The organism is Pseudomonas sp. St290 (assembly GCF_018325805.1).
GTDB lineage: Bacteria > Pseudomonadota > Gammaproteobacteria > Pseudomonadales > Pseudomonadaceae > Aquipseudomonas > Aquipseudomonas bijieensis.
On record NZ_AP014703.1, the window covers coordinates 1,284,181 to 1,305,710 of the forward strand.

The following is a 21,530-nucleotide window of genomic DNA, read 5'->3' on the forward strand; positions in this document are numbered from 1 at the left end:
TTTGTGTTGCACTCAGCCGATCAGTTGGCGCTCATGGTCGAACGCGGGGCCACTGGCTGGTTGTCGTTGGAAATGGTCACTTCCACCCGACGGTTCATGGCACGGCCCGAGACACTGGTGTTGTCGGCCACCGGGAATTCCTTGCCGTAACCCTGGGTCACGATACGGGCCGGATCGACGCCCATTTTCACCAGCGCGAGTTGCACGGAACTGGCGCGGCGTTCGGACAGCGACTGGTTGTAGGAATCCGAACCGGTGCTGTCGGTGTAGCCTTCGATGATCACCTTGCGGTCCGGGTTTTCCTGGAGGAACTGCGCCAGTTTGCTCACATTCGTCATGCCGCTGGCGCGCAGGTCGGACTTGTTGGTGGCGAACAGCACGTCACCGAAGGTCACCAGCGTACCGCGTTCGGTCTGCTTGGCGTTCAGGCTGTCCTGCAATTGCTTGATCTGCGCATTACGCGCATCGAGCAGGGCACGGGCGCGTTCGTCACCGGCGTTTTTCAGCTCGGCTTCGGCGTTGCGCAGGGCGATGGTCTGCTTGGCCACTTCAACGCGTTGGTTGGTCAGGTAGGCCAACTGGTCGACCTTGGCTTCGTCTTCCTTGTCCAGGTAGGCCTTGTCGGCCTTGGCCAGGAAGTCGGCGGCGTCTTTGGTTTCCAATGCGGCCACTTTCGTTGCCGCCGGGTCAGCCTGCAGACCGTTGTAGTTGGTGCGAGCCTGTTCCAGGTTCGCGTTCGGGTCGTGGGAGCAAGCGGCCAGGGCTACGCAGGCAGCGAGCAGGGCGGGCATCATCAAGTGTTTGTGCATCATAGTCTGTCGTCCTTTTATCAATGAGAAGTACGTCGTGGCGTGAACGGTTTACTGAACCTTGTTCATGCCTTCCTGACGCAGTTCCTGAACCCCTTTCTGAGAGTCCTTGAGGGCTTGTTCGGCCTTGGCGGCCTGGGCCTTGCGCTCGGCGACGCGGGCGTCCCACTCGGCCTGTTCGGCCAGACGCTTGGCTTCTGCGTAGTTCTTGTCATGCATGGCGATCTCGGCCTGCTTGAGCTTGTCCTGGGCCGATTTCATTTCCACCGCGGCGAATTCGGTACCGCCGGCGCTGACGGCGCTGTTGACCGCCGATTGGGTCACCGCGTACTGCTCCGAAGGTGGATTGCCGGCACAACCGGCGAGGATGAAGCTGCTACCGATAGCCAGGGCAGCCAACTTCAGGCCGCGCAGGCCAGTGGATGAGGGTTTGGCAGTGCAGGTATTCATAGGCTTCAACTCCATTGGAAAACTCCTGAAAAAACTACAAATCCATGCTGGGACCGAAGCTGTGACGTGTGGGTTGGCGCGGGCGCCAAGGCGCGTTTATTTAAACGACCGTTCCAGTATGGTTACTCGGTGTGACCCAAGGCGTTTTTCAAAAGTTCAGCGAGGATGGCCATTCGCCAAAAGAATTACTGACTGATCGGTCAGTGGCAGAAAAGCTGAACTTTCCAGGCGCGCAGCGGTATTGCGGCGCAGTGGAAAGAGACACCGCGCCGCAAAATCGCAACCTGGAAATGAAGGACGTCAGTGTTTGGATTTGTCGTTCTGCGAGGAAAGTTCGTGCAGATGCCGACGGGACAACGCGAGGAACCGTGGCGTCGGGCCCACGTCTTCGTACAGCGGGTCGCCTTCTTCATCGGTGGCGACGACTTGCGAACCCTTGATGTAGGGGAAGCTTGCTTCCAGCTCTTCCAGCGCCGCCCCGATCAGTTCGCCCAGCAGCTCTTCGGGCTGGCGCTTGGGGTACATATCGCAGATCGCCGCCAGCCGTGCGGCGGCTTCCACGTCCAGATGGATCGTGTAGCCGGTCTGGGTCAGGCGGCCCTTGGCGTTTTCTTCCCAATGCTGGGCAAGTTCACGAATTTTCATGATGACCTCAATCAGCCTGCTCGTGGCAGGCGCGGTGAGTGACAAGCCGTTGTGTGGCTTACTCATGAGACTAGCTTCGTTGTGTAAGGTTTAAAGTCCCTTCGTCGCTTGTCATAAGCGACGGGCATCGGCACTCTCTAATGCAAGAGCTGTCCGGACTTTTTTGCTGGAGAAATGCTGATGACCGATATCGATGCCCGCTTGCGCGAGGATGTCCACCTGCTCGGCGAACTGCTGGGCAATACCATCCGCGAACAGTATGGGGACACGTTTCTCGACAAGATCGAGCAGATCCGCAAGGGCGCCAAGGCTGACCGGCGCGGTTCCGTGGATGCCGAGCTCAGCGCCAGCCTCAACCAGTTGAGCGAGGACGAACTGCTGCCGGTGGCGCGGGCGTTCAACCAGTTTCTCAACCTGGCCAACATCGCTGAGCAATATCAACTTATCCATCGTCGCGAAGAGTCACAGCCGCAACCCTTCGAGGCGCGGGTGCTGCCCGAACTGCTTGCAAGGTTGCGAGCCGAGGGCCATGGCGCCGAGGCCCTGGCCCGGCAACTGGGGCGGCTGGAAATCGAATTGGTCCTCACGGCTCACCCGACGGAAGTGGCCCGCCGTACGCTGATCCAGAAGTACGACGCCATCGCTGCGCAATTGGCGGCACAGGATCACCGCGACCTGACCAGCGCCGAGCGCGCGCAGATCCACGAGCGCCTGCAACGATTGATCGCCGAAGCCTGGCACACCGAAGAAATCCGCCGCACCCGGCCGACTCCGGTGGATGAAGCCAAGTGGGGGTTCGCGGTGATCGAGCATTCGCTGTGGCAGGCCATTCCCAATTACCTGCGCAAGGCCGACCAGGCCCTGCATGCCGCCACCGGGTTGCGCCTGCCACTGGAGGCGGCGCCGATCCGCTTTGCCTCGTGGATGGGCGGCGACCGTGACGGCAACCCGAATGTCACCGCTGCCGTGACCCGCGAGGTATTGCTGCTGGCGCGCTGGATGGCGGCGGACCTGTACTTGCGTGACGTCGATCAACTGGCGGCCGAGCTGTCGATGCAGCACGCCAGCGAGGCCTTGCGTGCCCAGGCTGGCGACAGCGCCGAGCCTTATCGCGCCGTGCTCAAGCAACTGCGTGAGCGCCTGCGCGCCACCCGCAACTGGGCCCACGCCTCCCTGACCGCCGCCACGCCGCCAGGCGCCGATGTGTTGCAGCACAACCGCGAGCTGCTGGACCCGCTGGAGCTGTGCTACCACTCGTTGCACCAATGCGGCATGGGCGTGATTGCCGATGGGCCGCTGCTCGATTGCCTGCGCCGGGCGGTGACGTTCGGCTTGTTCCTGGTGCGCCTCGATGTACGCCAGGACTCGACGCGCCATACCGCCGCCATGACGGAAATAACCGACTACCTGGGCCTGGGGCGCTTTGAAGATTGGAACGAGGATCAGCGCATCAGCTTCTTGCTGGAGGAGCTGAACAACCGGCGTCCGTTGCTGCCGGCCCATTTCAAGCCGTCGGCCGACACCGCGGAAGTGTTGGCGACGTGCCGGGAAGTGGCCGCGGCGCCGGCGGCGTCCCTGGGTTCCTACGTGATCTCCATGGCCGGCGCGGCTTCTGATGTCCTCGCCGTGCAGCTGTTGTTGAAGGAGGCCGGTGTATTGCGGCCGATGCGGGTGGTGCCGTTGTTCGAGACCCTGGCCGACCTGGATAACGCCGGGCCGGTGATCGAGCGCCTGTTGCGGCTGCCCGGCTATCGCTCGCGGCTGCAAGGCCCCCAGGAAGTGATGATCGGCTATTCCGACTCGGCCAAGGATGCCGGGACCACGGCGGCGGCCTGGGCGCAGTATCGGGCCCAGGAACGACTGGTGGACATCTGCCGCGAGCAGCAAGTCGAACTGCTGTTGTTCCACGGTCGTGGCGGCACCGTGGGCCGTGGTGGTGGTCCGGCGCATGCCGCGATCCTGTCCCAGCCACCGGGTTCGGTGGCCGGGCGTTTCCGCACCACCGAGCAAGGCGAAATGATTCGTTTCAAATTCGGCCTGCCGGACATCGCCGAACAGAACCTCAATCTTTACCTCGCCGCGGTGCTTGAAGCGACGCTGCTGCCACCGCCGCCACCCACGCCCCAGTGGCGACACCTGATGGACGAACTGGCGGCCGACGGCGTCAGTGCCTACCGCGCCGTGGTGCGGGAAAATCCGCAATTCGTCGAGTACTTCCGCCAGTCCACGCCGGAACAGGAACTGGGGCGCCTGCCCCTGGGCAGCCGTCCGGCCAAGCGTCGCGCCGGCGGTATCGAAAGCCTGCGGGCGATCCCGTGGATCTTCGGCTGGACCCAGACCCGCCTGATGCTGCCGGCCTGGCTCGGCTGGGAAACCGCGCTGAGCAAGGCCTTGGAGCGCGGCGAAGGTGAATTGCTGGGGCAGATGCGCGAGCAATGGCCGTTCTTCCGTACCCGCATCGATATGTTGGAAATGGTGCTGGCCAAGGCTGACGCCGATATTGCCCGCTCCTACGACGAGCGTCTGGTGGAGCCGGGGCTCCTATCTTTGGGTGCGCATTTACGCGACCTATTGTCGCAGGCCTGTTCCGTGGTCCTGGGGTTGACCGGTCAGTCGCAGCTACTGGCACATAGCCCAGCCACACTGGAATTCATTCGCCTGCGCAACACCTACCTTGACCCGCTGCACCTGTTGCAAGCCGAACTGTTGGCACGCTCGCGGCAACAGGATGGGGCCCAGGGCAGCCCCGTGGAACAGGCGTTGCTGGTGTCTGTGGCGGGGATTGCCGCCGGTTTGCGCAATACCGGCTAAGGTTAGGCAGCGCACCGAAACGGCTCGCCCGGCGTTCCCGGGCGTTGTCCGGTGGGGGAGGGAGCAGGTCGGCCGGGCGACAGTTTGTTGCCCGGTTGCGACTCTCGCTACCCCCTCCGAAGGTCGTATCGGGCGCGGGTTCCTCCGACTTTCGGCGGCTTGTGTGGGTCGGGCCTGCTGTGTATCTTGATCAGCCTTTGGCCGTTTGGGCGGTCACGATCCTGTTTTCCGCGATTGGCCCCACGAGGCGAATCCGAGCGTTTACATAAAAAAATTGAGGAGCACATCGATGCGCGTCATTCTGCTGGGAGCTCCCGGGGCCGGTAAAGGTACTCAGGCAAAGTTCATCACCGAGAAATTCGGTATCCCGCAAATTTCCACTGGCGACATGCTGCGTGCCGCAGTCAAGGCGGGCACCGAGCTGGGCGTCAAGGCCAAGAGCATCATGGATGCCGGCGGCCTCGTGTCGGATGACCTGATCATTGCCCTGGTCAAGGATCGCATCGCTCAGCCCGACTGCGCCAAGGGGTTCCTGTTCGACGGTTTCCCGCGCACCATTCCCCAGGCCGAAGCCCTGGTGACTGCTGGTGTCGAGCTCGATGCGGTGGTTGAAATCGCCGTCGAAGACGAGGAAATCGTCCAGCGTATCGCCGGTCGACGCGTTCATGAGCCTTCCGGTCGTGTTTACCACACCGTCTATAACCCGCCGAAAACCGAAGGCAAGGACGATGTGACGGGTGAAGACCTGGTGCAGCGCAAGGACGACACCGAAGAAACCGTGCGTCATCGCCTGTCGGTCTACCATTCCCAGACCAAGCCGCTGGTGGATTTTTACCAGAAACTGTCGGCTGCCAATGGCAAGCCGAAGTACAGCCATATCGAAGGCGTCGGTTCGGTTGAAGCGATCACTGCCAAGGTGCTTGCAGCCTTGAGCTGAAAAGTCTGATCAGTTGCACTAACTACGGCCCGCTTGCGGGCCGTAGTTGTTTATACTGGCGCACTTTTTTCCACCTGATTTACGGACACATCGATGAGTACCTTGCTGGCCCTGGACACCGCGACTGAAGCTTGCTCCGTTGCCTTGCTGCACGACGGCACGGTCACGAGCCATTACGAGGTGATCCCGCGCCTGCACGCGCAGAAGCTGTTGCCGATGATCCAGCAATTGCTCAGCGATGCCGGGACGACCTTGCAGGCCGTGGACGCGATTGCTTTTGGCCGCGGGCCGGGGGCTTTCACCGGCGTGCGCATCGCCATTGGTGTGGTGCAGGGGCTGGCGTTTGCGTTGGAGCGGCCGGTGTTGCCGGTGTCGAACCTGGCGGTGCTGGCCCAGCGTGCCTTGCGCGAACAGGGAGCGCGCCAAGTCGCGGCGGCCATCGATGCGCGCATGGACGAGGTGTATTGGGGCTGCTATCGCGAAACCGACGGTGAGATGCGCCTGGTCGGTGCTGAGGCAGTACTGCCACCCGAAGCCGCGGCTTTGCCGAGCGGGGCCGACGGTGACTGGTTCGGCGCCGGTACCGGTTGGGGTTATGGCGAGCGGATTGCCGTCAGCCTGACCGGCCAGGACGCCTCGATGCTGCCCCATGCCGAAGACCTGCTAACCCTGGCCCGCTTCGCCTGGGCGCGTGGCGAAGCCATCCGGGCTGACGATGCGCAACCGGTGTACCTGCGGGACAAGGTCGCAACGCCCAAGTCCGAGCGGTAAAAAAACTCACCCCATTCTCAAATGAGCACACTGTGGCGAGGGGATTTATCCCCGCTCGAGTGCGTAGCACTCGCCATGTGTGCATGGCACATAGATGTCGGGGGGGCGCTTCGCACCCAGCGGGGATAAATCCCCTCGCCACAAAGGCATTCCCCACCCTCAGCCCCCAAGTCAGTCGCCCTGCAACAAAATCATTCCGCTTAAAAAGTCATTTCCTCACCCAAAAGTCACGCCTGATATTGCCAGTCGTCACTTTTTCAGCCCGTTTTTAAACCTTTTAGGCTTTATGTGTTCTAGTTATCACTTGCGCATTTGCGCGGCTGCGAAAGTGCCGCTAAATTGCCATCATTGATACCGAGCATTCTGTTATGCGTATAGACGGCGTTTCATCCCAGTCCTACCCCATCAAGCGCAAGCCTCGTGCAGGCAAAATCGCTGAGCAGGAGTCCTTCGATGATATCGATGGCGAACTGGAGTTTCCGTCTGAAGAGCAGCTGGCCGCCCGTGCCGCCAAAGCCTCCGCGCAACGCCTGAGCAATCTTCCCGCCCGTCAGCAAGACATGCTTTATCACCGTGCGATGAGCCGCAGTGTCGCCACGGCCCTGGCCAGCTACCTGAGCACCGCCGGTTTCGTCGATTGGGATATGGAAGTGCTGGGACTCGATCTCTACATCTGATGGTATTGCCTTACTACCTGGGCTGCCCCTCCTGGAGCGAAAACGCCTGGCGCGATTATCTTTATCCCCAGGACGCCAAAAGCACCGACTTCCTGAATCTCTATTGCCAAGTGTTCAATGCCGTGGAAGGCAATACGACCTTCTACGCCAGCCCATCTGCGGCCGTCGTGCAGCGGTGGGCAGAAACCATGCCCGAGCACTTTCGCTTCACCGCCAAGTTTCCCGGTGACATCAGCCACAACGGTGATTTGCGTGAGCGCCTGACGGCCACCGAAACCTTCCTGCAACTGCTCAGCCCTTTGGGCGAGCGTGTCTCGCCGTACTGGCTGCAACTGTCCAAGGCCTTTACCCCGAATCGGTTGCCGGAGCTGGCGGGGTTCATCGACGCCTTGCAGCGGCCCTTGGCCGTGGAGGTCCGTCATGATGAGTTCTTCGCCAAGGGCGATGCCGAACGACGTCTCAATCGCCTGTTGCTCGATCGCGGTGTCGAACGCATCTGCCTCGATTCCCGGGCCTTGTTCAGTTGCACTTCGCCCGATCCCGCCGTGCTCCACGCACAATCGAAAAAGCCCCGTGTACCGCCCCGGCCTGCGGCGTTCACCCAATGTCCGCAAGTGCGCTTCATCGGCCATCCGGTGCTGGAAGCCAACGAGCCGTTCCTGACGCCCTGGGTGGAAAAAATCGCCGGGTGGATCGAAGAAGGGCGCACGCCCTATATTTTCCTGCACACCGCCGACAATCTGCTGGCGGCCCGGCTCGCGCAACACTTCCACAGCCGATTGATGCGTCGATTGCCTGGCTTGCCGGCCCTGCCTGAGCTATATAGAGAGCCCGCCGCCGAGCAACTGGGTTTGCTCTGAGGCCACTTCCTCTCTGCTCAGGAGCGAACTCATGGATGCGCAAACCCGTCGAGCCCAGGCGTTCAAGGCCTTGCACGAACGCGAAGGGGCTTTTGTCATTCCCAACCCATGGGATGCCGGTTCGGCCAAAATGCTGGCCAGCCTCGGCTTTGAAGCCCTGGCGACCACCAGTGCCGGCCATGCCTTTTCCTTGGGACGGCCCGATGGTGCACTGGGCCTGGATGACACATTGGCTAACGTGCGAGCGATTGTGGCCGCTACTGATCTGCCGGTGGCCGTCGATCTGGAGAACGGTTTTGCCGATGCGCCCGAGGAGTGTGCGCGTAACTTGCTCCGTGCGGCGAAGGCCGGTGCGGTGGGTGGTTCGATCGAGGATGCCACGGGGCGCGAAGACAGCCCGATCTATTGCTTCGAACATGCCGTGGCGCGGGTCAAGGCCGCTGCCGACGCCGTACGCGGTTTGCCGTATCCCTTCCTGCTGACGGCCCGGGCGGAAAACTTCCTGCACGGCAATCCGGACCTGGATGACACCATTGGCCGTCTGAAGGCCTTCGCGGACGCGGGGGCCGACGTGTTGTACGCCCCGGGGCTGAGCAGCGCCGAACAAGTACTTGCGGTGGTGCGGGCCGTGGCGCCGAAACCGGTGAACGTGCTGATGTCCGGGGCGCTGGACCTGACCGTCGCGCAGTTGAGCGAATTGGGCGTCAAGCGCATCAGCGTTGGATCGGCGTTGGCCCTGGCCGCGTATGGTGAATTCTTCCGCGCCGCCGAGGAAATCCAGCAACAGGGCACGTTCACTTTCACCCGCCGCTCGATGCCGTTCAAGCAGGCCAATCAATTATTCAAGGGTTGATGCCCGAGGCATTGTCGTGCGGTTTTGGAAAGCTCTTGCGGTAGTGGCACTGATTGTTGGTTTCGCAGGGCTGGGGGTATGGCGCGGTTGGGTGGCGCTGCCGCCGCAATGGAATCCCTGGGCGCCCCTGGACGTCAATCTCGCGCCCAACCTGCTGACCCGCTTCAAGCTCATGGCCCTGCGCAACGACCCGCAGCTGTGCGATCAGGCCCTCGCCACCTCGGGGCTGCGCACCGCTCGCCAGGCGGACAGCGGCGCCAATTCGACGTGCCCGCTGACCAACGTGCTGAGGGTGCAGGGCGGTGAGGTGGCGCTGAGCAGCAGTTTCCTCGCCAGTTGCCCGTTGGCGGTAGCGTTCGCGCTGTTCGAGCGCCATGGGTTGCAGCCGGCGGCAATGGCGGTCTACGGGCAGAAAGTGACGCGGGTCGATCACCTGGGCAGTTTCGCCTGCCGCAACATGTACGGGCGTGAGAGCGGCGCGCGCAGCCAGCATGCTACCGCCAGTGCGTTGGACATCGCCGGGTTTCGCCTGGCCGATGGCCGCACGGTCAGCGTGCTCAGGGACTGGCCCAAGGACAATGCCGATGCACGGTTTCTACGCCAGGCCCGCGATGGCGCCTGCGATATGTTCAGTGTGGTCTTGAGTCCGGATTACAACGCGGCGCACCGCAACCATTTTCATCTGGATGTGGGTCCATGGTGGATCTGCCGCTAGTGTCCTGAGCGGGTCAGGCGGCGATACGCAGGTTCTGCAGCACGATCGGGCGTGCCCAGCGGATGTCGAAGTCCAGTTGCTTCTGTTGCGCCACCAATTCCTCTTCCGGGAAGGGCGGGAACGGCTTGTCCAGCAGGTCGAGTTCGAACTCGGCAATCGGCAGGTGCAATGGGCGCGGTTGCGGTGCCGGGCCGGGTTCCGGCAGCGGTTGGCCAGCGGCGAGGACGAGTGGGCGAACCCAGTTGCTCTCGAAGGTCTGCTGTTTTTGCTGGGCAGCGATTTCTTCCTCTGGGAAGGGCGGGAAGGGCTTGTCCAGCAGGTCGAGTTCGAATTCGGCGATGGGCAGGAACAACGGCTCAGGCGGCTTGACCGGTGTTTCGGTCACTTCGCAGGTGCGTTGGCTGACGATGTGCTCCAGCAGCTCAGCGCCGAGGGTCGGTTCAACAGCCTCATCGAGGGCCACTGGCTGGTAGCTGCCAGGCGCCGGTGCGTTATCCCCCAGTTGATCGGCCAGGGCCCGGGCAAAAAAGTCCTGCCACAGGTGACTGACGCCGCTCAGCGCTTGGGTGTTACGCAGGCTGTAATCGCCGTAAGGGGAGATAACGCCTATCGATGTGGATTGAATGTCTGACATTTTTCTCGGTCGACGCTCAGCTCTGGCAAAATGCCGTTCACCTTTGTTATCGGCCATTTTTGCCGATCATTAATTTTTTGAGCGTGTTTTTCATGAGTGAGCAACCTGTGGCCTGCCGCATCCATGTCGAAGCCCTGGCCCCGGCCTTCCAGCCGCAGGCCGAGCGTTGGGCGCAGCGGCTTGGCCTGCCTTTGCAGGTGGACGATGGCGAGTTTGCCTTGCAGGTCGGCGAGCAGGGCCTGCAACTGCAGCAACTGGGCCCGGACGCGCCAGGACCGGTGCGGGTGGACTTCGTCGAGGGCGGGGCGGCTCATCGTCGGTTGTACGGCGGTGGCAGTGGTCAGATGATCGCCAAGGCCGTCGGGGTCGCCCAGGGTGTGCGCCCGCGGGTGCTGGATGCCACGGCCGGGTTGGGCAAGGACGCGTTCGTGCTGGCCAGCCTGGGCTGCGAAATGAGCCTGATCGAGCGTCAACCGCTGATCGGGGCCCTGCTGGAGGATGGCCTGGCCCGTGGGGCGGAAGACTTCGACGTGGCGCCGATCGTGGCGCGCATGCGTTTGCTCCAGGGCAACTCCATCGAAGTGATGCGCAACTGGGAAGGCGAACCGCCCCAGGTGATCTACCTGGACCCGATGTTTCCCCATCGTGAGAAAACCGCCCTGGTGAAGAAGGAAATGCGCCTGTTCCGGCCCCTGGTGGGCGATGACCCGGACGCCCCGGCGCTGCTCGCCGCGGCCCTGGCGCTGGCGACTCACCGGGTGGTGGTCAAGCGTCCGCGCAAGGCCCCGTGCATCGAAGGGCCGAAGCCGAGCCATGGGCTTGATGGCAAGTCCAGTCGCTACGACATCTACCCCAAGAAAGCGCTCAAGGCCTGAGACCGCGGCGTTTGCATCGCGAGCAGGCTCGCTCCCACAGGAATCGCTGGTGAACACAGACTCTGTGAGCCTTCTCGATCAAACTGTGGGAGCAAGCTTGCTCGCGATGAGGCCCTTCCAGCTAGCGAAGGGCCATTGGTCGAGCTAAGGCCGATAAGCCCGCATAAACAACCCCACCACTTCCTGCACATGACTCTCGGCCGCTTCAGGCTCCAGTGGCGCGCCGCAGCCATACAATAGGCGAAAGTTCGCCGCGCCCTTGATCAGACAGAAGAAATGCTCGGCGGCATTGCGCGGTTTGTCGATGCTCAGGGCGCCGCTCTGGTTGACCTTGGTCAACAGGCGTTCCATGCCTGAGAGCATCCGCTGCGGGCCGGCTTCGTAGAAAATCGCCGAGAGTTTCGGATCCTGGCTACCCAGGGCCATGATCACCCGATGCAGGTTCACCGATTCCTCGCTGCTGACGAGCTGGTGAAAACCACGGGCAATGTTCAGCAACACGTGTTCGATCAGAACGCCGTCCGGCCATTCGAAAAACAGCGGCGGCACCTGTTCTTCGCACTTGGCGATCACGGCAGCGGAAAACAACGTTTCCTTGTCGGTGAAGTGGCTGTAGACGGTCAGCTTCGACACGCCCGCCTCGGTGGCGACGGCATCCATGCTGGTGCTGGCGTAACCCATGCTCACGAATAGCCGCTTCGCCGCGTCGAGAATGGCCTGGCGCTTGGCCAGATCCTTCGGGCGACCGGGGCCGCTGGGGGGTGAAAGATTGTTCGACATTTCTTCGCTTTAATACTGGACTGGTGAGTTTGCTATTAATAACATACTCGTCAGTATAATTATTCCAAGCACCATTAGCGAAAGGTCACTCGCCATGTTCCGCTATGCCCTGCCCCTCGCCGTGCCAGTCACCCTGGCTTTTTTATTGTCTGCGTGTGGTCATGACGAGCCGGTGCCCGTCGCCGTGCGCCCCGCCATGGTGGTCAAGCCCGAGCCGTCGGCCCAGGCGATGGACAGTTACCCTGGCGAAGTGCGGGCCCGATTCGAGCCTGACCTGGCCTTTCGCATTGGCGGCAAGGTGAGCCGACGGCTGGTCGAAGAGGGGCAGCGGGTCAAGGCCAATCAACCGCTGGCCGAACTCGATCCCGAGGATGTGCGCCTGCAACTGGAAGCGACCCGTGCCCAGGTCGCCGCCGCCGAGGCCAACCTGAACCTGGTCCGCGCCGAGCGTGATCGCTACAAGACCTTGATGGAGCGGCAGATGGTCAGCCGTTCCCAATACGACAACGCCGAAAACCTTTACCGCTCAGGCTCTGCGCGGCTCAAGCAGATCAAGGCCGAGTTCGATGTCGCCAACAACCAGGCCAGTTATTCGGTGCTGCGTGCGCCCCAGGATGGCGTGGTCGCCCGGCGTTCGGTGGAGGTTGGGCAGGTGGTGTCGGCCGGGCAAACCGTCTTCACCCTGGCCACCGATGGCGAGCGTGAAGTGTTGATCAGCCTCCCGGAACAGGGGTTTGGCCGGTTCAAGATCGGCCAGCCGGTTTCGGTCGAACTGTGGAGCCAGCCCAACCAGCGTTTCAGCGGACGCATTCGCGAACTGTCGCCGGCCGCCGACCCCAGGTCCCGTACCTTCGCCGCCCGGGTGGCCTTCACTGCCGGCAGTGTTCCGGCCGAGCTGGGCCAGAGTGCCCGGGTATTTATCCAGACCGCCGACAAGGTGCCGCTGTCGGTGCCGTTGTCGGCCCTGACGGCTGAAAATGGCGCGACCTATGTCTGGGTCGTCAACGCCGACAACACGCTGAAAAAGGTCCCGGTCCGGGTCGGCGCCTTCGGCGAAAAGACCGTTCCGGTGCTTGAAGGCCTCAGCCCCGACGACTGGGTGGTGGCGGCCGGCGTGCATGTGCTCCTCGACGGCCAGCAGGTGCGGCCGGTGGATCGCTCCAACCGCGTGGTCAACCTGACGGCGAAGGAGTAATCCACGATGGGTTTCAATCTTTCCGAATGGGCGCTGCGCAACCGCCAGATCGTACTGTTCCTGATGCTGTTGCTGGCCATCGTTGGCGCGCTTTCCTACACCAAGCTCGGCCAGAGCGAAGACCCGCCATTCACTTTCAAGGCCATGGTGATCCGTACCAACTGGCCGGGCGCCACGGCCGAGGAAGTCTCGCGCCAGGTCACTGAGCGCATCGAAAAGAAGCTGATGGAAACCGGCGATTACGAAAGGATCGTTTCGTTCTCCCGGCCGGGGGAGTCCCAAGTGACTTTCATGGCGCGCGACTCCCTGCATTCGGCGCAGATCCCGGAGCTGTGGTACCAGATCCGCAAGAAGATCAGTGACATCCGCCATACCTTGCCGCCGGGTATCCAGGGGCCATTTTTCAACGATGAGTTCGGGACTACCTTCGGCAATATCTACGCCTTGACCGGCGATGGTTTCGACTACGCCGTGCTCAAGGACTACGCCGATCGCATCCAGATCCAGCTGCAGCGGGTCAAGGACGTGGGCAAGGTCGAACTGATCGGTTTGCAGGACGAGAAGATCTGGATCGAGCTGTCGAACGTGAAGCTGGCGACCCTTGGCCTGCCCTTGGCGGCGGTACAGCAGGCCCTGGAGGAGCAGAATGCGGTATCGACCGCGGGCTTCTTCGAAACCGACAGCGAGCGATTGCAGCTACGGGTTTCGGGGAATTTCCAGAGCGTGGAAGAGATCCGCAACTTCCCGATCCGGGTCGCCGATCGTACGTTCCGTATCAGTGATGTGGCGGATGTGCGCCGGGGTTTCAACGACCCACCGGCGCCACGCATGCGTTTCATGGGCGAAGACGCCATCGGCCTGGCCGTGGCGATGAAGGACGGTGGTGACATCCTGGTCCTGGGCAAGGCCCTTGAGGTCGATTTTGCCCGTATCCAGGATACGCTCCCGGCCGGCATGCAATTGCGCAAGGTGTCGGACCAGCCGGCGGCGGTGAAGACCGGGGTCGGTGAGTTCGTCCAGGTGCTGGTGGAAGCGCTGACGATTGTATTGCTGGTGAGCTTCTTCTCCCTGGGCCTGCGCACCGGGATGGTGGTGGCCCTGGCGATTCCGCTGGTGCTGGCGATGACCTTCGCGGCGATGTATTACCTGGGGATCGGCCTGCACAAGATTTCCCTCGGCGCGCTGGTACTGGCGCTGGGGCTGCTGGTGGACGATGCGATCATCGCGGTGGAGATGATGGCGATCAAGATGGAGCAGGGCTTCGACCGGATCAAGGCCGCCAGTTTTGCGTGGACCAGCACGGCGTTCCCGATGCTCACCGGTACGTTGATCACGGCGGCGGGGTTCTTGCCGATCGCCACCGCGCAATCGGGCACCGGCGAGTACACCCGTTCGATTTTCCAGGTCGTGACCTTGGCATTGCTGGCGTCCTGGGTGGCTGCCGTGGTGTTTGTGCCGTACCTGGGGGAAAAACTCCTGCCGGACCTGGCGAAAATTCACGCGGCCAAACATGGCACGGCTGACGGCCAGACCGACCCTTACGGCACGCCGTTTTATCAGCGTGTCCGGCGGATGGTGGAGTGGTGCGTGCGTCGTCGCAAAACCGTCCTCACCCTGACCGTGCTGTTGTTCGTGGGCTCGGTGGTGTTGTTCCGTTTCGTGCCGCAGCAATTCTTCCCGGCGTCGGGACGGCTGGAGTTGATGGTGGACCTGAAACTGCAGGAAGGTGCCTCCCTGAGCAACACCGCCGAGCAGGTCAAGCGCCTTGAAGCGCTGCTCAAGGACCACGCCGGCATCGACAATTACGTGGCTTATGTCGGCACCGGTTCACCGCGTTTCTACCTGCCGCTGGATCAACAACTGCCAGCGTCCAGCTTCGCCCAGTTCGTGGTGCTGGCCAAGACCATCGAAGATCGCGAGCCGTTGCGCAGTTGGCTGATCACTACCCTGAACGAACAGTTCCCGACCCTGCGCTCGCGGGTCACACGCCTGGAAAACGGCCCGCCGGTCGGCTACCCGGTGCAGTTCCGCGTTACTGGTGAACACATCGAAGTGGTCCGGGCCCTGGCACGCAAAGTGGCGACGAAAGTTCGAGAAAACCCTTACGTGGCCAATGTGCATCTGGACTGGGAAGAGCCGAGCAAGGTGGTGTACCTGAACGTCGACCAGGACCGTGCCCGGGCCCTGGGTGTCAGCACCGCCAATCTGGCGAGTTTCCTGCGCAGCTCCCTCACGGGCTCCAGCGTCAGCCAGTATCGCGAAGACAATGAGCTGATCGAAATCCTGCTGCGCGGCACGGTGCATGAGCGCACCGAATTGTCATTGCTGTCGAGCCTGGCGGTGCCGACCGACAACGGCAGGAGCGTTGCCCTGTCGCAGATCGCGACCTTGGAATACGGTTTCGAAGAGGGGGTGATCTGGCACCGCAACCGTCTGCCGAGCGTGACCGTACGGGCCGATATCTATGGCAAGGAGCAACCGGCGACCCTGGTGCAGCAGATCTTCCCGACCCTGGACCCGATTCGTGCCGAACTGCCGTCCGGTTACTTGCTCGAGGTGGGCGGTACAGTAGAGGATTCGGCTCGCGGCCAGAAATCGGTGAATGCCGGTGTGCCGCTGTTCATCGTGGTGGTGTTGACGTTGCTGATGCTGCAACTGCGCAGCTTCTCGCGCACGGCCATGGTGTTTCTTACCGCGCCCTTGGGGCTGATCGGCGTCACCCTGTTCCTGCTGGTGTTCCGCCAGCCGTTCGGTTTCGTCGCCATGCTCGGCACTATCGCGCTGTCGGGGATGATCATGCGCAACTCGGTGATCCTGGTGGACCAGATCGAACAGGACATCAAGGCGGGGCTGTCGCCCTGGCAGGCGATCATCGAAGCGACGGTCCGCCGCTTCCGCCCGATCGTACTCACCGCGCTGGCGGCGGTGCTGGCCATGATCCCGCTGTCGCGCAGCCTGTTCTTCGGGCCGATGGCCGTGGCAATCATGGGGGGCTTGATCGTGGCGACGGCGTTGACGCTGTTGTTCCTGCCGGCGTTGTATGCGGCGTGGTTCAGGGTCAAGAAGACTTGACGCGATTCGGATAACACTGAAGATCAAATGTGGGAGCGAGCCTGCTCGCGATAGCGATGTAACAGCCAACAGAGATGCTATGGCTGATACCGCAATCGCGAGCAGGCTCGCTCCCACAGGTGTTTTGCGCGCAATCCTAGAGCGTACCGAAAACCTTCTTCGCCAAACTGGTCGCTGCAGCTGCCGGGTTCTGGCGAATGGCGGCTTCCTGCTTGCCGATCATCTCGAACAATCCGTCCAGCGCCTGCTCGGTCACGTAGTTTTCGATGTTGGCGCTTTTGGTGTCGAGCACGCCGAAGGTCGCGGCCTGGCCGGCGAAGGCGTTGTACTTCTGCGCCAGGCCGACCTTGTCGGTGGCTTGCTTGACGATGGGCAGGAACTTGGCGCGGATCTGTTCGCGACTGCTCTTGTTCAGGTATTGCGTCGCCGAGTCGTTACCGCCGCTCAAGATCCCCTTGGCATCGTCCACGCTCATGTTCTTCACGGCATTGACCAGGATCGGCTGGGCCTGGACCACGGCGGCTTCGGCGGCCTGGTTCATGCTGGTTTCCAATTGATCGACCTGGTCTCCCATGCCGAAGGCTTTCATCTTGCTGGCGACTTTGCCCAGCTTGCCTGGCAGTTCGATCTTCACATCCGGGTTGTTGCTGAAGCCGCCGGGTGTACCCAGTTGCTTGACCGCAACCTGTGCGCCTTGGGTCAAGGCATCCTTGAGGCCGCCCGCGGCGTCTTTTTGCGACAGGTCGCCCAGGGACAGGGCCATGGCATTGGCGCAGATCAACAGGCCTGCGCACAGGCCGGTGAAACGGAGGGTAGAGCGAAGCATGATGGCGTCCTTGAAGAAATTTGGAAAAAGCGATCAGCGTGCGGCGTTGACGCGGACCTTCAACGGCTGCGGATCCTTGCCATCGAGTTGTACGGCGTGCTGTTCGGTAGTGATGAACATCAACTGGCCGTCCACTTCGATGCGGGCGCTCACGGCATAACGATGGCCGGGCTTGACCTGGGCGGGATCATAACTGAGGTGGAACGGCAGCGGGACCTGGCCTTTGATCGGGCCGCTCTGCTCATCGAGCACCACGGCGGGGGCGTCGGCCAGGGAAACGTCCTGCAGGCTCACGCTCAAGGTAGCGTTGGGCGGCAGGGCGATGCGTTGCAGGTAGAACACTTCGCCATCCAGGGATGCGGTGGTGGAGGGTGGCGTTGCCGATTGGCAAGCGGCCAGTAACGCCATGGATGCAAGCAGAGCTATTTTTTTCATTGGAAGCACCTTGCCCATTGACGCCAGCAACACACAGGCGTCAATGGGCATTTAGCGGGTTTGCGTCCAAGCACCCATTCGCAACGTTGCGGCTCAGGAGCCGAACGCGGGCGCTTGAACAGTTTCAGCCAGCGATGCTGGCGCCAGGCTCAGGGGGATGTCAACGTGTTGATTGCCGCCATCCCAGGTGAAGGCCTGTTCGGCCTCAAGAAAAAGAGCGGTGTCGGCTCGGTACACTCGTGCCTTTACCAGGAGCTCTTCCCCTACACGCGTCGTCTTGGAATCGACAAGAAAGCGATATTGCCAAGGCTGCTGGGCCCCCGGTTCCTTGGGTGCCACGTTGGAGCCCTGGCCGCCGCTGACGCTGATCTGCGCACCGGCTGCATTTAGAACACTGACTTCGGTGCGGCCGGCTTCGGGAAGTTGATGGCCTTCGGGCAGTTGCATGGTTAACGTGATGATATTCATGCTGAATTCCTTTTCAGTACGTCGACATTGACGTGGCCTCATCCTAGAAGCCTGCTCCAAAGTTCTCTGTAGGTCTTTTCTTCGTTTGACGTCGCTTTAGCCGCTGCGCAGCGTCGGAGTAAGTTCCTTGATGCCCCCATCAGCTCACCGAAACCGCTCCATGGTTCTGGGTGAGTGATCGGAAAGTTTCAAACGCCAGGACTGGCGGCCACCTCCGCCGCATCTTCACTGCGATGCAGCGCCACCTGGCGGATCGACAGGCGAATTTCCGCCGGCAGCACCCGCTTGGCCGCGCCTTCGGCCAGTTCGCCCAGCAGCTCGTGGTAGCTGAGTTTGCCGGCTTCGTCGCGGCGCAGCACATCGAGGTCCAGCATCGTCTGGATGAAGTGGCGGAACAGGCTCTTGTCGAAGAACTCCGGCGCGTTCAGGCCATGCAGGATCGACAGGCGCTGGGCCATGACGGTGCAGAGGTCCTCCAGTTCTTCGGCGCTGATGGTGTTCTGGCCGCTGTTGAGCAGTAGCGAGACGGTCATGTAGAAGCGCTGCAAGGTCTGGGCGATGCTTTTGGACAGCAGGGTCAGCAGCACGAAGTGCCGCGAGCTCGGCGCCGGACGCAGGTACAGGTCGTTTTCGAAACGCAGCAGGCCCTGTTCGACGAACGCTTCGAGCCACTGGTCGACCACGCCATCCAGTTCTTCCAGCGACCAGCGAATGAACAACTCCGATTGCAGGTACGGGTACAGCGCATGGGTGTAGCGCAGGATCTGTTCGCGGCTCATGCGCGAGCTGCTCTGGAAGAAACTCGCCAGCAACGCCGGCAGGGCGAAGATGTGCAGCACGTTGTTGCGGTAGTAGGTCATCAGTACCGCGTTCTGCTCGTCCAGGTACAGAATCTTGCCCAGGGCATCACTCTGTTCCGACAGCAGGTCCATGCCCTTCACGTGCTCGATCAGCGCCTGGCCATCGCCTTCGGGCAGGGTGGTGTGGGGCGAGTACGGGACTTTTCGCAGCAGCGCCAGGTACAGGTCCAACACCCGGGCCATGGCGCGGTCGTCCAGGGCTAGGCGACTGGTTGACAGCAGCGCCAGGGCGACGAGGTTGACCGGGTTGATGGCCGCGGCCTCGTTCAGATGTCGGGCCACGCGCTCGCCGAGGCGGTGGGTGGTCGCGTTGAGCCAGGCCGGTTTGAATTGCGGGCCCAGTTCCTGTTGGCGCCAATCCGGCTGTTCGCCGTCGAGGAATTCCGCCAGCTTGATCGGTTCGCCGAAGTTCACCGCCACCTGGCCGAAGCGTTGCTTGAGGGCGCCGATGACCTTGAAGATGTCGAAGATCGATTCCTTTTTCTTGCTGGCCCCGCGCAATTCGCCCAGGTAGGTACGGCCTTCGAGTACACGCTCATAACCGATGTAGACCGGCACGAAGACGATGGGCATGCGCGAAGAGCGCAGGAAGCTGCGCAAGGTGATGGCGAGCATGCCGGTCTTGGGTTGCAGCATGCGCCCGGTGCGCGAGCGACCGCCCTCGACGAAGTACTCCACCGGGAAGCCTTTGGTGAACAGCGTGTGCAGGTATTCGTTGAACACGGCGGTGTAGAGCGGGTTGCCCTTGAAGGTGCGGCGCATGAAGAACGCCCCGCCACGGCGCAGCAGGCCGCCGATCACCGGCATGTTGAGGTTGATGCCGGCGGCGATGTGCGGTGGGGTCAGGCCGTTGCGAAACAGCAGATACGACAGCAGCAGGTAGTCGATGTGACTGCGGTGGCACGGCACGTAGATGACTTCGTGGCCCTGGGCGATGTTCTGCACGCCTTCGATGTGGTTGACCTTGATGCCGTCGTAGATTTTGTTCCAGAACCAGCTCAGCACCACTTCCAGGAACCGGATCGCGGTGTAGGTGTAGTCCGAGGCGATCTCGTTGCCGTAGCGCAGGGCCTGGGCCTTGGCTTTTTCCGCGGAGATTTTTTCCCGCTCGGCTTCCTCGGCAATCGCCTGCTTGACCAGTGGCTGGTTCAGCAGGCCCTTGACCAGGTTGCGGCGGTGGGAAATGTCCGGGCCGATGACCGCTGCTTTCAAATTGCGGAAGTGCACCCGCAGGATCCGCTGGGCCATGCGCACGGTGCGTTCGTGGCCCTTGTCGTGTTCGATCAGTTCGCGCAGATGGATCGGCGCGGAGAACTGCACGCGGGTCTTGCGTCCCAGGATCATGATGCTCAACAGGCGGCGCAGACGCCCGGTGACAGCCCAGCTGTCGGCGAACAACAGCTTCCAGGGGCTCGATTCGCTGTCGGGCGACTGTCCCCAGAACACGCTGACCGGGATGATCTGTGCATCTTCGGCGGCGTTGTGGGTCAGGGCATTGACCAGCCGCGTCAGGGTCGGTGGCGCGCCGCGCTTGTCCTGGCGCCCGATCCAGTCCGGTGCTGGCGTCAGGTAGAAAAACGCCGCCGGTTCCAGCAGGTTACCCACCGAGACTGGCAGCACCGGACGGGGCAGGCCAGCCTTGGTGCATTCGGTGTCGAGCACCGCCAGGTCGGTGAGCGAAGGATCTTGCAGGACGTAGAACACCGGACGACTGCGGTCGAGGTTGAGGGTGAAGGACGACTGGTTGATGGTCTCGGAGCGAACCCAGAGGTACAACAGTCGGCGCAGGGTGCCAAACACAAGACGGCGGAACGGGGAGCGGGTCATACGGCTTCTGCATGAGTGGATAAAACCGAGCGGCTGCTCGGGCTGGCTAGTGTGCCGGATTCATCGAAAATCGGCAAAAAAGCACCGAAGTAAAGTCAGTTGAGAGTTTTTACGTGTGTCATATACTCGGCCAGTGACTGCCACGGCCACCTTTGGACGGCTGGACGGCAGCTAACGTTCGTACGGCTTTCCTTCGAAAAGCCGACTTAAAAAATAAAAATGGGAGTGAGCATCATGGCAGCACGGGAAACCGGCAGTGTGAAGTGGTTCAACGACGCCAAGGGCTACGGCTTCATCCAGCGTGAAGGCGGCGCGGATGTGTTCGTGCATTACCGCGCCATTCGTGGCGAAGGCCACCGTTCACTGACCGAAGGCCAGCAGGTCGAGTACGCGGTTGTGGAAGGGCAGAAGGGCTTGCAGGCTGAGGATGTGGTGGGGTTGTAACCCCACGCACGCTTGAAGCCCAGGTAGATCCCTGTGGGAGCAAAGCTTGCTCGCGATAGTGATAGGTCAGCTTGCATCAATGTTGAATGTACTTCAGCCATCGCGAGCAAGCTTTGCTCCCACAGTGCTCCCACATTTGGATCTAGGCTGCACCTGAGACTAGGGTCACGCCGTCTTCCAGGTAATCTCTTCTTCCCCATCGGCGCTGATGCGAATCCAGCGATCCGCCGACTCTTCACCTTCTTCTTCCACCCACGACCCAGGCGCGCAGCGCACTTCGACATTCAGGGCGGCGAAGGCGGCGCGGGCGCAGGCGATGTCGTCTTCCCACGGGGTCTGGTCGCTTTCCAGGTACAGGCTGTTCCATTTGCCCACGGCCTTGGGCAGCCAGGTCACCGGGATGCTGCCGGCCTTGCACTTGTAGGTCTGGCCTTTCTGTACCCATTCGCTGCATGGGCCCAGGGCCTGGCCGAGCCAGGCGGCGATGGCCTTGTGGTCGACGTCGGCGTCCTTGAGGTAAATCTCGATATCGGGTTGGCGCATGGATGTCCTCACTGCGGTCTTGAAAAATCCATTCGCGGATTTA

The 21,530-nt window shown here is 61.9% G+C and carries 21 protein-coding genes; 11 read left to right on the forward strand and 10 right to left on the reverse strand.

Features of this window, described 5'->3' with window-relative positions; all coding sequences use genetic code 11:
• Window positions 1-20: 20 nt before the first annotated feature.
• From lptF to PBDP_RS05510, 3 genes are all read right to left on the reverse strand, one after another.
• Window positions 21-809: a lipotoxin F family OmpA-related lipoprotein LptF gene (gene lptF, locus PBDP_RS05500; RefSeq protein WP_109753723.1), complete on the reverse strand. Its 789-nt coding sequence runs from the start codon at window positions 807-809 to the stop codon at window positions 21-23.
• Window positions 810-860: 51 nt separating this feature from the next.
• Entirely contained in the window at window positions 861-1,274 is a 414-nt protein-coding gene (locus PBDP_RS05505) for a DUF4398 domain-containing protein (RefSeq protein WP_109753680.1), read from the reverse strand.
• Window positions 1,275-1,559: 285 nt separating this feature from the next.
• On the reverse strand, window positions 1,560-1,904 hold the full coding sequence (locus tag PBDP_RS05510) for a hypothetical protein (RefSeq protein ID WP_003198166.1): 345 nt from the start codon (window positions 1,902-1,904) through the stop codon (window positions 1,560-1,562).
• Window positions 1,905-2,084: 180 nt separating this feature from the next.
• On the opposite strand from PBDP_RS05510, the gene ppc reads away from it, so the two are divergent.
• The 7 genes from ppc (at window position 2,085) to PBDP_RS05545 (ending at window position 9,528) form a co-directional block, all read left to right on the forward strand.
• Window positions 2,085-4,715, forward strand: a complete 2,631-nt coding sequence (ppc, locus tag PBDP_RS05515; RefSeq protein WP_212801931.1) for a phosphoenolpyruvate carboxylase — start codon at window positions 2,085-2,087, stop codon at window positions 4,713-4,715.
• A 289-nt stretch (window positions 4,716-5,004) separates the two neighbouring features.
• Window positions 5,005-5,652 carry an adenylate kinase gene (gene adk / locus PBDP_RS05520; protein ID WP_109753681.1) on the forward strand — a complete coding sequence of 216 codons (648 nt, stop codon included), beginning with the start codon at window positions 5,005-5,007 and terminating at the stop codon, window positions 5,650-5,652.
• Between the two features lie 93 nt (window positions 5,653-5,745).
• The gene (gene tsaB, locus PBDP_RS05525; protein WP_109753682.1) at window positions 5,746-6,423 is read left to right on the forward strand and encodes a tRNA (adenosine(37)-N6)-threonylcarbamoyltransferase complex dimerization subunit type 1 TsaB; all 678 of its coding nucleotides are present in this window, start codon (window positions 5,746-5,748) and stop codon (window positions 6,421-6,423) included.
• Window positions 6,424-6,791: 368 nt separating this feature from the next.
• Complete coding sequence (locus PBDP_RS05530) at window positions 6,792-7,100, forward strand: hypothetical protein (RefSeq protein ID WP_109753683.1); 309 nt, start codon at window positions 6,792-6,794, stop codon at window positions 7,098-7,100.
• Window positions 7,100-7,960, forward strand: a complete 861-nt coding sequence (locus PBDP_RS05535; RefSeq protein ID WP_212801932.1) for a DUF72 domain-containing protein — start codon at window positions 7,100-7,102, stop codon at window positions 7,958-7,960. The genes PBDP_RS05530 and PBDP_RS05535 overlap by 1 nt, the downstream gene beginning before the upstream one ends.
• Before the next feature lie 31 nt (window positions 7,961-7,991).
• Window positions 7,992-8,813, forward strand: coding sequence for an isocitrate lyase/PEP mutase family protein (locus PBDP_RS05540; RefSeq protein WP_212801933.1), 822 nt, complete (start codon window positions 7,992-7,994; stop codon window positions 8,811-8,813).
• A gap of 16 nt (window positions 8,814-8,829) precedes the next feature.
• The gene (locus PBDP_RS05545) at window positions 8,830-9,528 is read left to right on the forward strand and encodes an extensin-like domain-containing protein (protein ID WP_176688560.1); all 699 of its coding nucleotides are present in this window, start codon (window positions 8,830-8,832) and stop codon (window positions 9,526-9,528) included.
• A 13-nt stretch (window positions 9,529-9,541) separates the two neighbouring features.
• Here the strand turns inward: PBDP_RS05545 and PBDP_RS05550 are convergent, their stop codons facing one another.
• Window positions 9,542-10,162 carry an energy transducer TonB gene (locus PBDP_RS05550; RefSeq protein WP_109753687.1) on the reverse strand — a complete coding sequence of 207 codons (621 nt, stop codon included), beginning with the start codon at window positions 10,160-10,162 and terminating at the stop codon, window positions 9,542-9,544.
• Between the two features lie 92 nt (window positions 10,163-10,254).
• On the opposite strand from PBDP_RS05550, the gene PBDP_RS05555 reads away from it, so the two are divergent.
• Complete coding sequence (locus tag PBDP_RS05555) at window positions 10,255-11,037, forward strand: class I SAM-dependent methyltransferase (RefSeq protein ID WP_109753688.1); 783 nt, start codon at window positions 10,255-10,257, stop codon at window positions 11,035-11,037.
• A gap of 144 nt (window positions 11,038-11,181) precedes the next feature.
• Here the strand turns inward: PBDP_RS05555 and PBDP_RS05560 are convergent, their stop codons facing one another.
• Window positions 11,182-11,817: a TetR/AcrR family transcriptional regulator gene (locus tag PBDP_RS05560; RefSeq protein WP_163855185.1), complete on the reverse strand. Its 636-nt coding sequence runs from the start codon at window positions 11,815-11,817 to the stop codon at window positions 11,182-11,184.
• A 94-nt stretch (window positions 11,818-11,911) separates the two neighbouring features.
• Here PBDP_RS05560 and PBDP_RS05565 point away from each other — a divergent pair, with 94 nt between their 5' ends.
• Both PBDP_RS05565 and PBDP_RS05570 read left to right on the forward strand, forming a co-directional pair.
• Complete coding sequence (locus PBDP_RS05565) at window positions 11,912-13,012, forward strand: efflux RND transporter periplasmic adaptor subunit (RefSeq protein WP_163855183.1); 1,101 nt, start codon at window positions 11,912-11,914, stop codon at window positions 13,010-13,012.
• Window positions 13,013-13,018: 6 nt separating this feature from the next.
• Window positions 13,019-16,084: an efflux RND transporter permease subunit gene (locus PBDP_RS05570; protein WP_109753691.1), complete on the forward strand. Its 3,066-nt coding sequence runs from the start codon at window positions 13,019-13,021 to the stop codon at window positions 16,082-16,084.
• 136 nt (window positions 16,085-16,220) lie between these two features.
• Here PBDP_RS05570 and PBDP_RS05575 read toward each other — a convergent pair whose 3' ends face one another.
• From PBDP_RS05575 to plsB, 4 genes are all read right to left on the reverse strand, one after another.
• Window positions 16,221-16,910: a DUF4197 domain-containing protein gene (locus PBDP_RS05575; RefSeq protein ID WP_109753692.1), complete on the reverse strand. Its 690-nt coding sequence runs from the start codon at window positions 16,908-16,910 to the stop codon at window positions 16,221-16,223.
• Between the two features lie 33 nt (window positions 16,911-16,943).
• Entirely contained in the window at window positions 16,944-17,345 is a 402-nt protein-coding gene (locus tag PBDP_RS05580; RefSeq protein WP_109753693.1) for a YbaY family lipoprotein, read from the reverse strand.
• 93 nt (window positions 17,346-17,438) lie between these two features.
• Entirely contained in the window at window positions 17,439-17,813 is a 375-nt protein-coding gene (locus PBDP_RS05585) for a hypothetical protein (RefSeq protein ID WP_109753694.1), read from the reverse strand.
• A gap of 188 nt (window positions 17,814-18,001) precedes the next feature.
• On the reverse strand, window positions 18,002-20,500 hold the full coding sequence (gene plsB / locus PBDP_RS05590) for a glycerol-3-phosphate 1-O-acyltransferase PlsB (RefSeq protein ID WP_109753695.1): 2,499 nt from the start codon (window positions 20,498-20,500) through the stop codon (window positions 18,002-18,004).
• 234 nt (window positions 20,501-20,734) lie between these two features.
• Between plsB and PBDP_RS05595 the strand changes: the two genes are divergently transcribed.
• Window positions 20,735-20,944 (forward strand): cold shock domain-containing protein, encoded by a 210-nt coding sequence (locus tag PBDP_RS05595; protein WP_003198198.1) that lies wholly within the window; start codon window positions 20,735-20,737, stop codon window positions 20,942-20,944.
• A 165-nt stretch (window positions 20,945-21,109) separates the two neighbouring features.
• Here the strand turns inward: PBDP_RS05595 and PBDP_RS05600 are convergent, their stop codons facing one another.
• Complete coding sequence (locus PBDP_RS05600) at window positions 21,110-21,487, reverse strand: hypothetical protein (RefSeq protein WP_109753696.1); 378 nt, start codon at window positions 21,485-21,487, stop codon at window positions 21,110-21,112.
• Window positions 21,488-21,530: the final 43 nt, after the last annotated feature.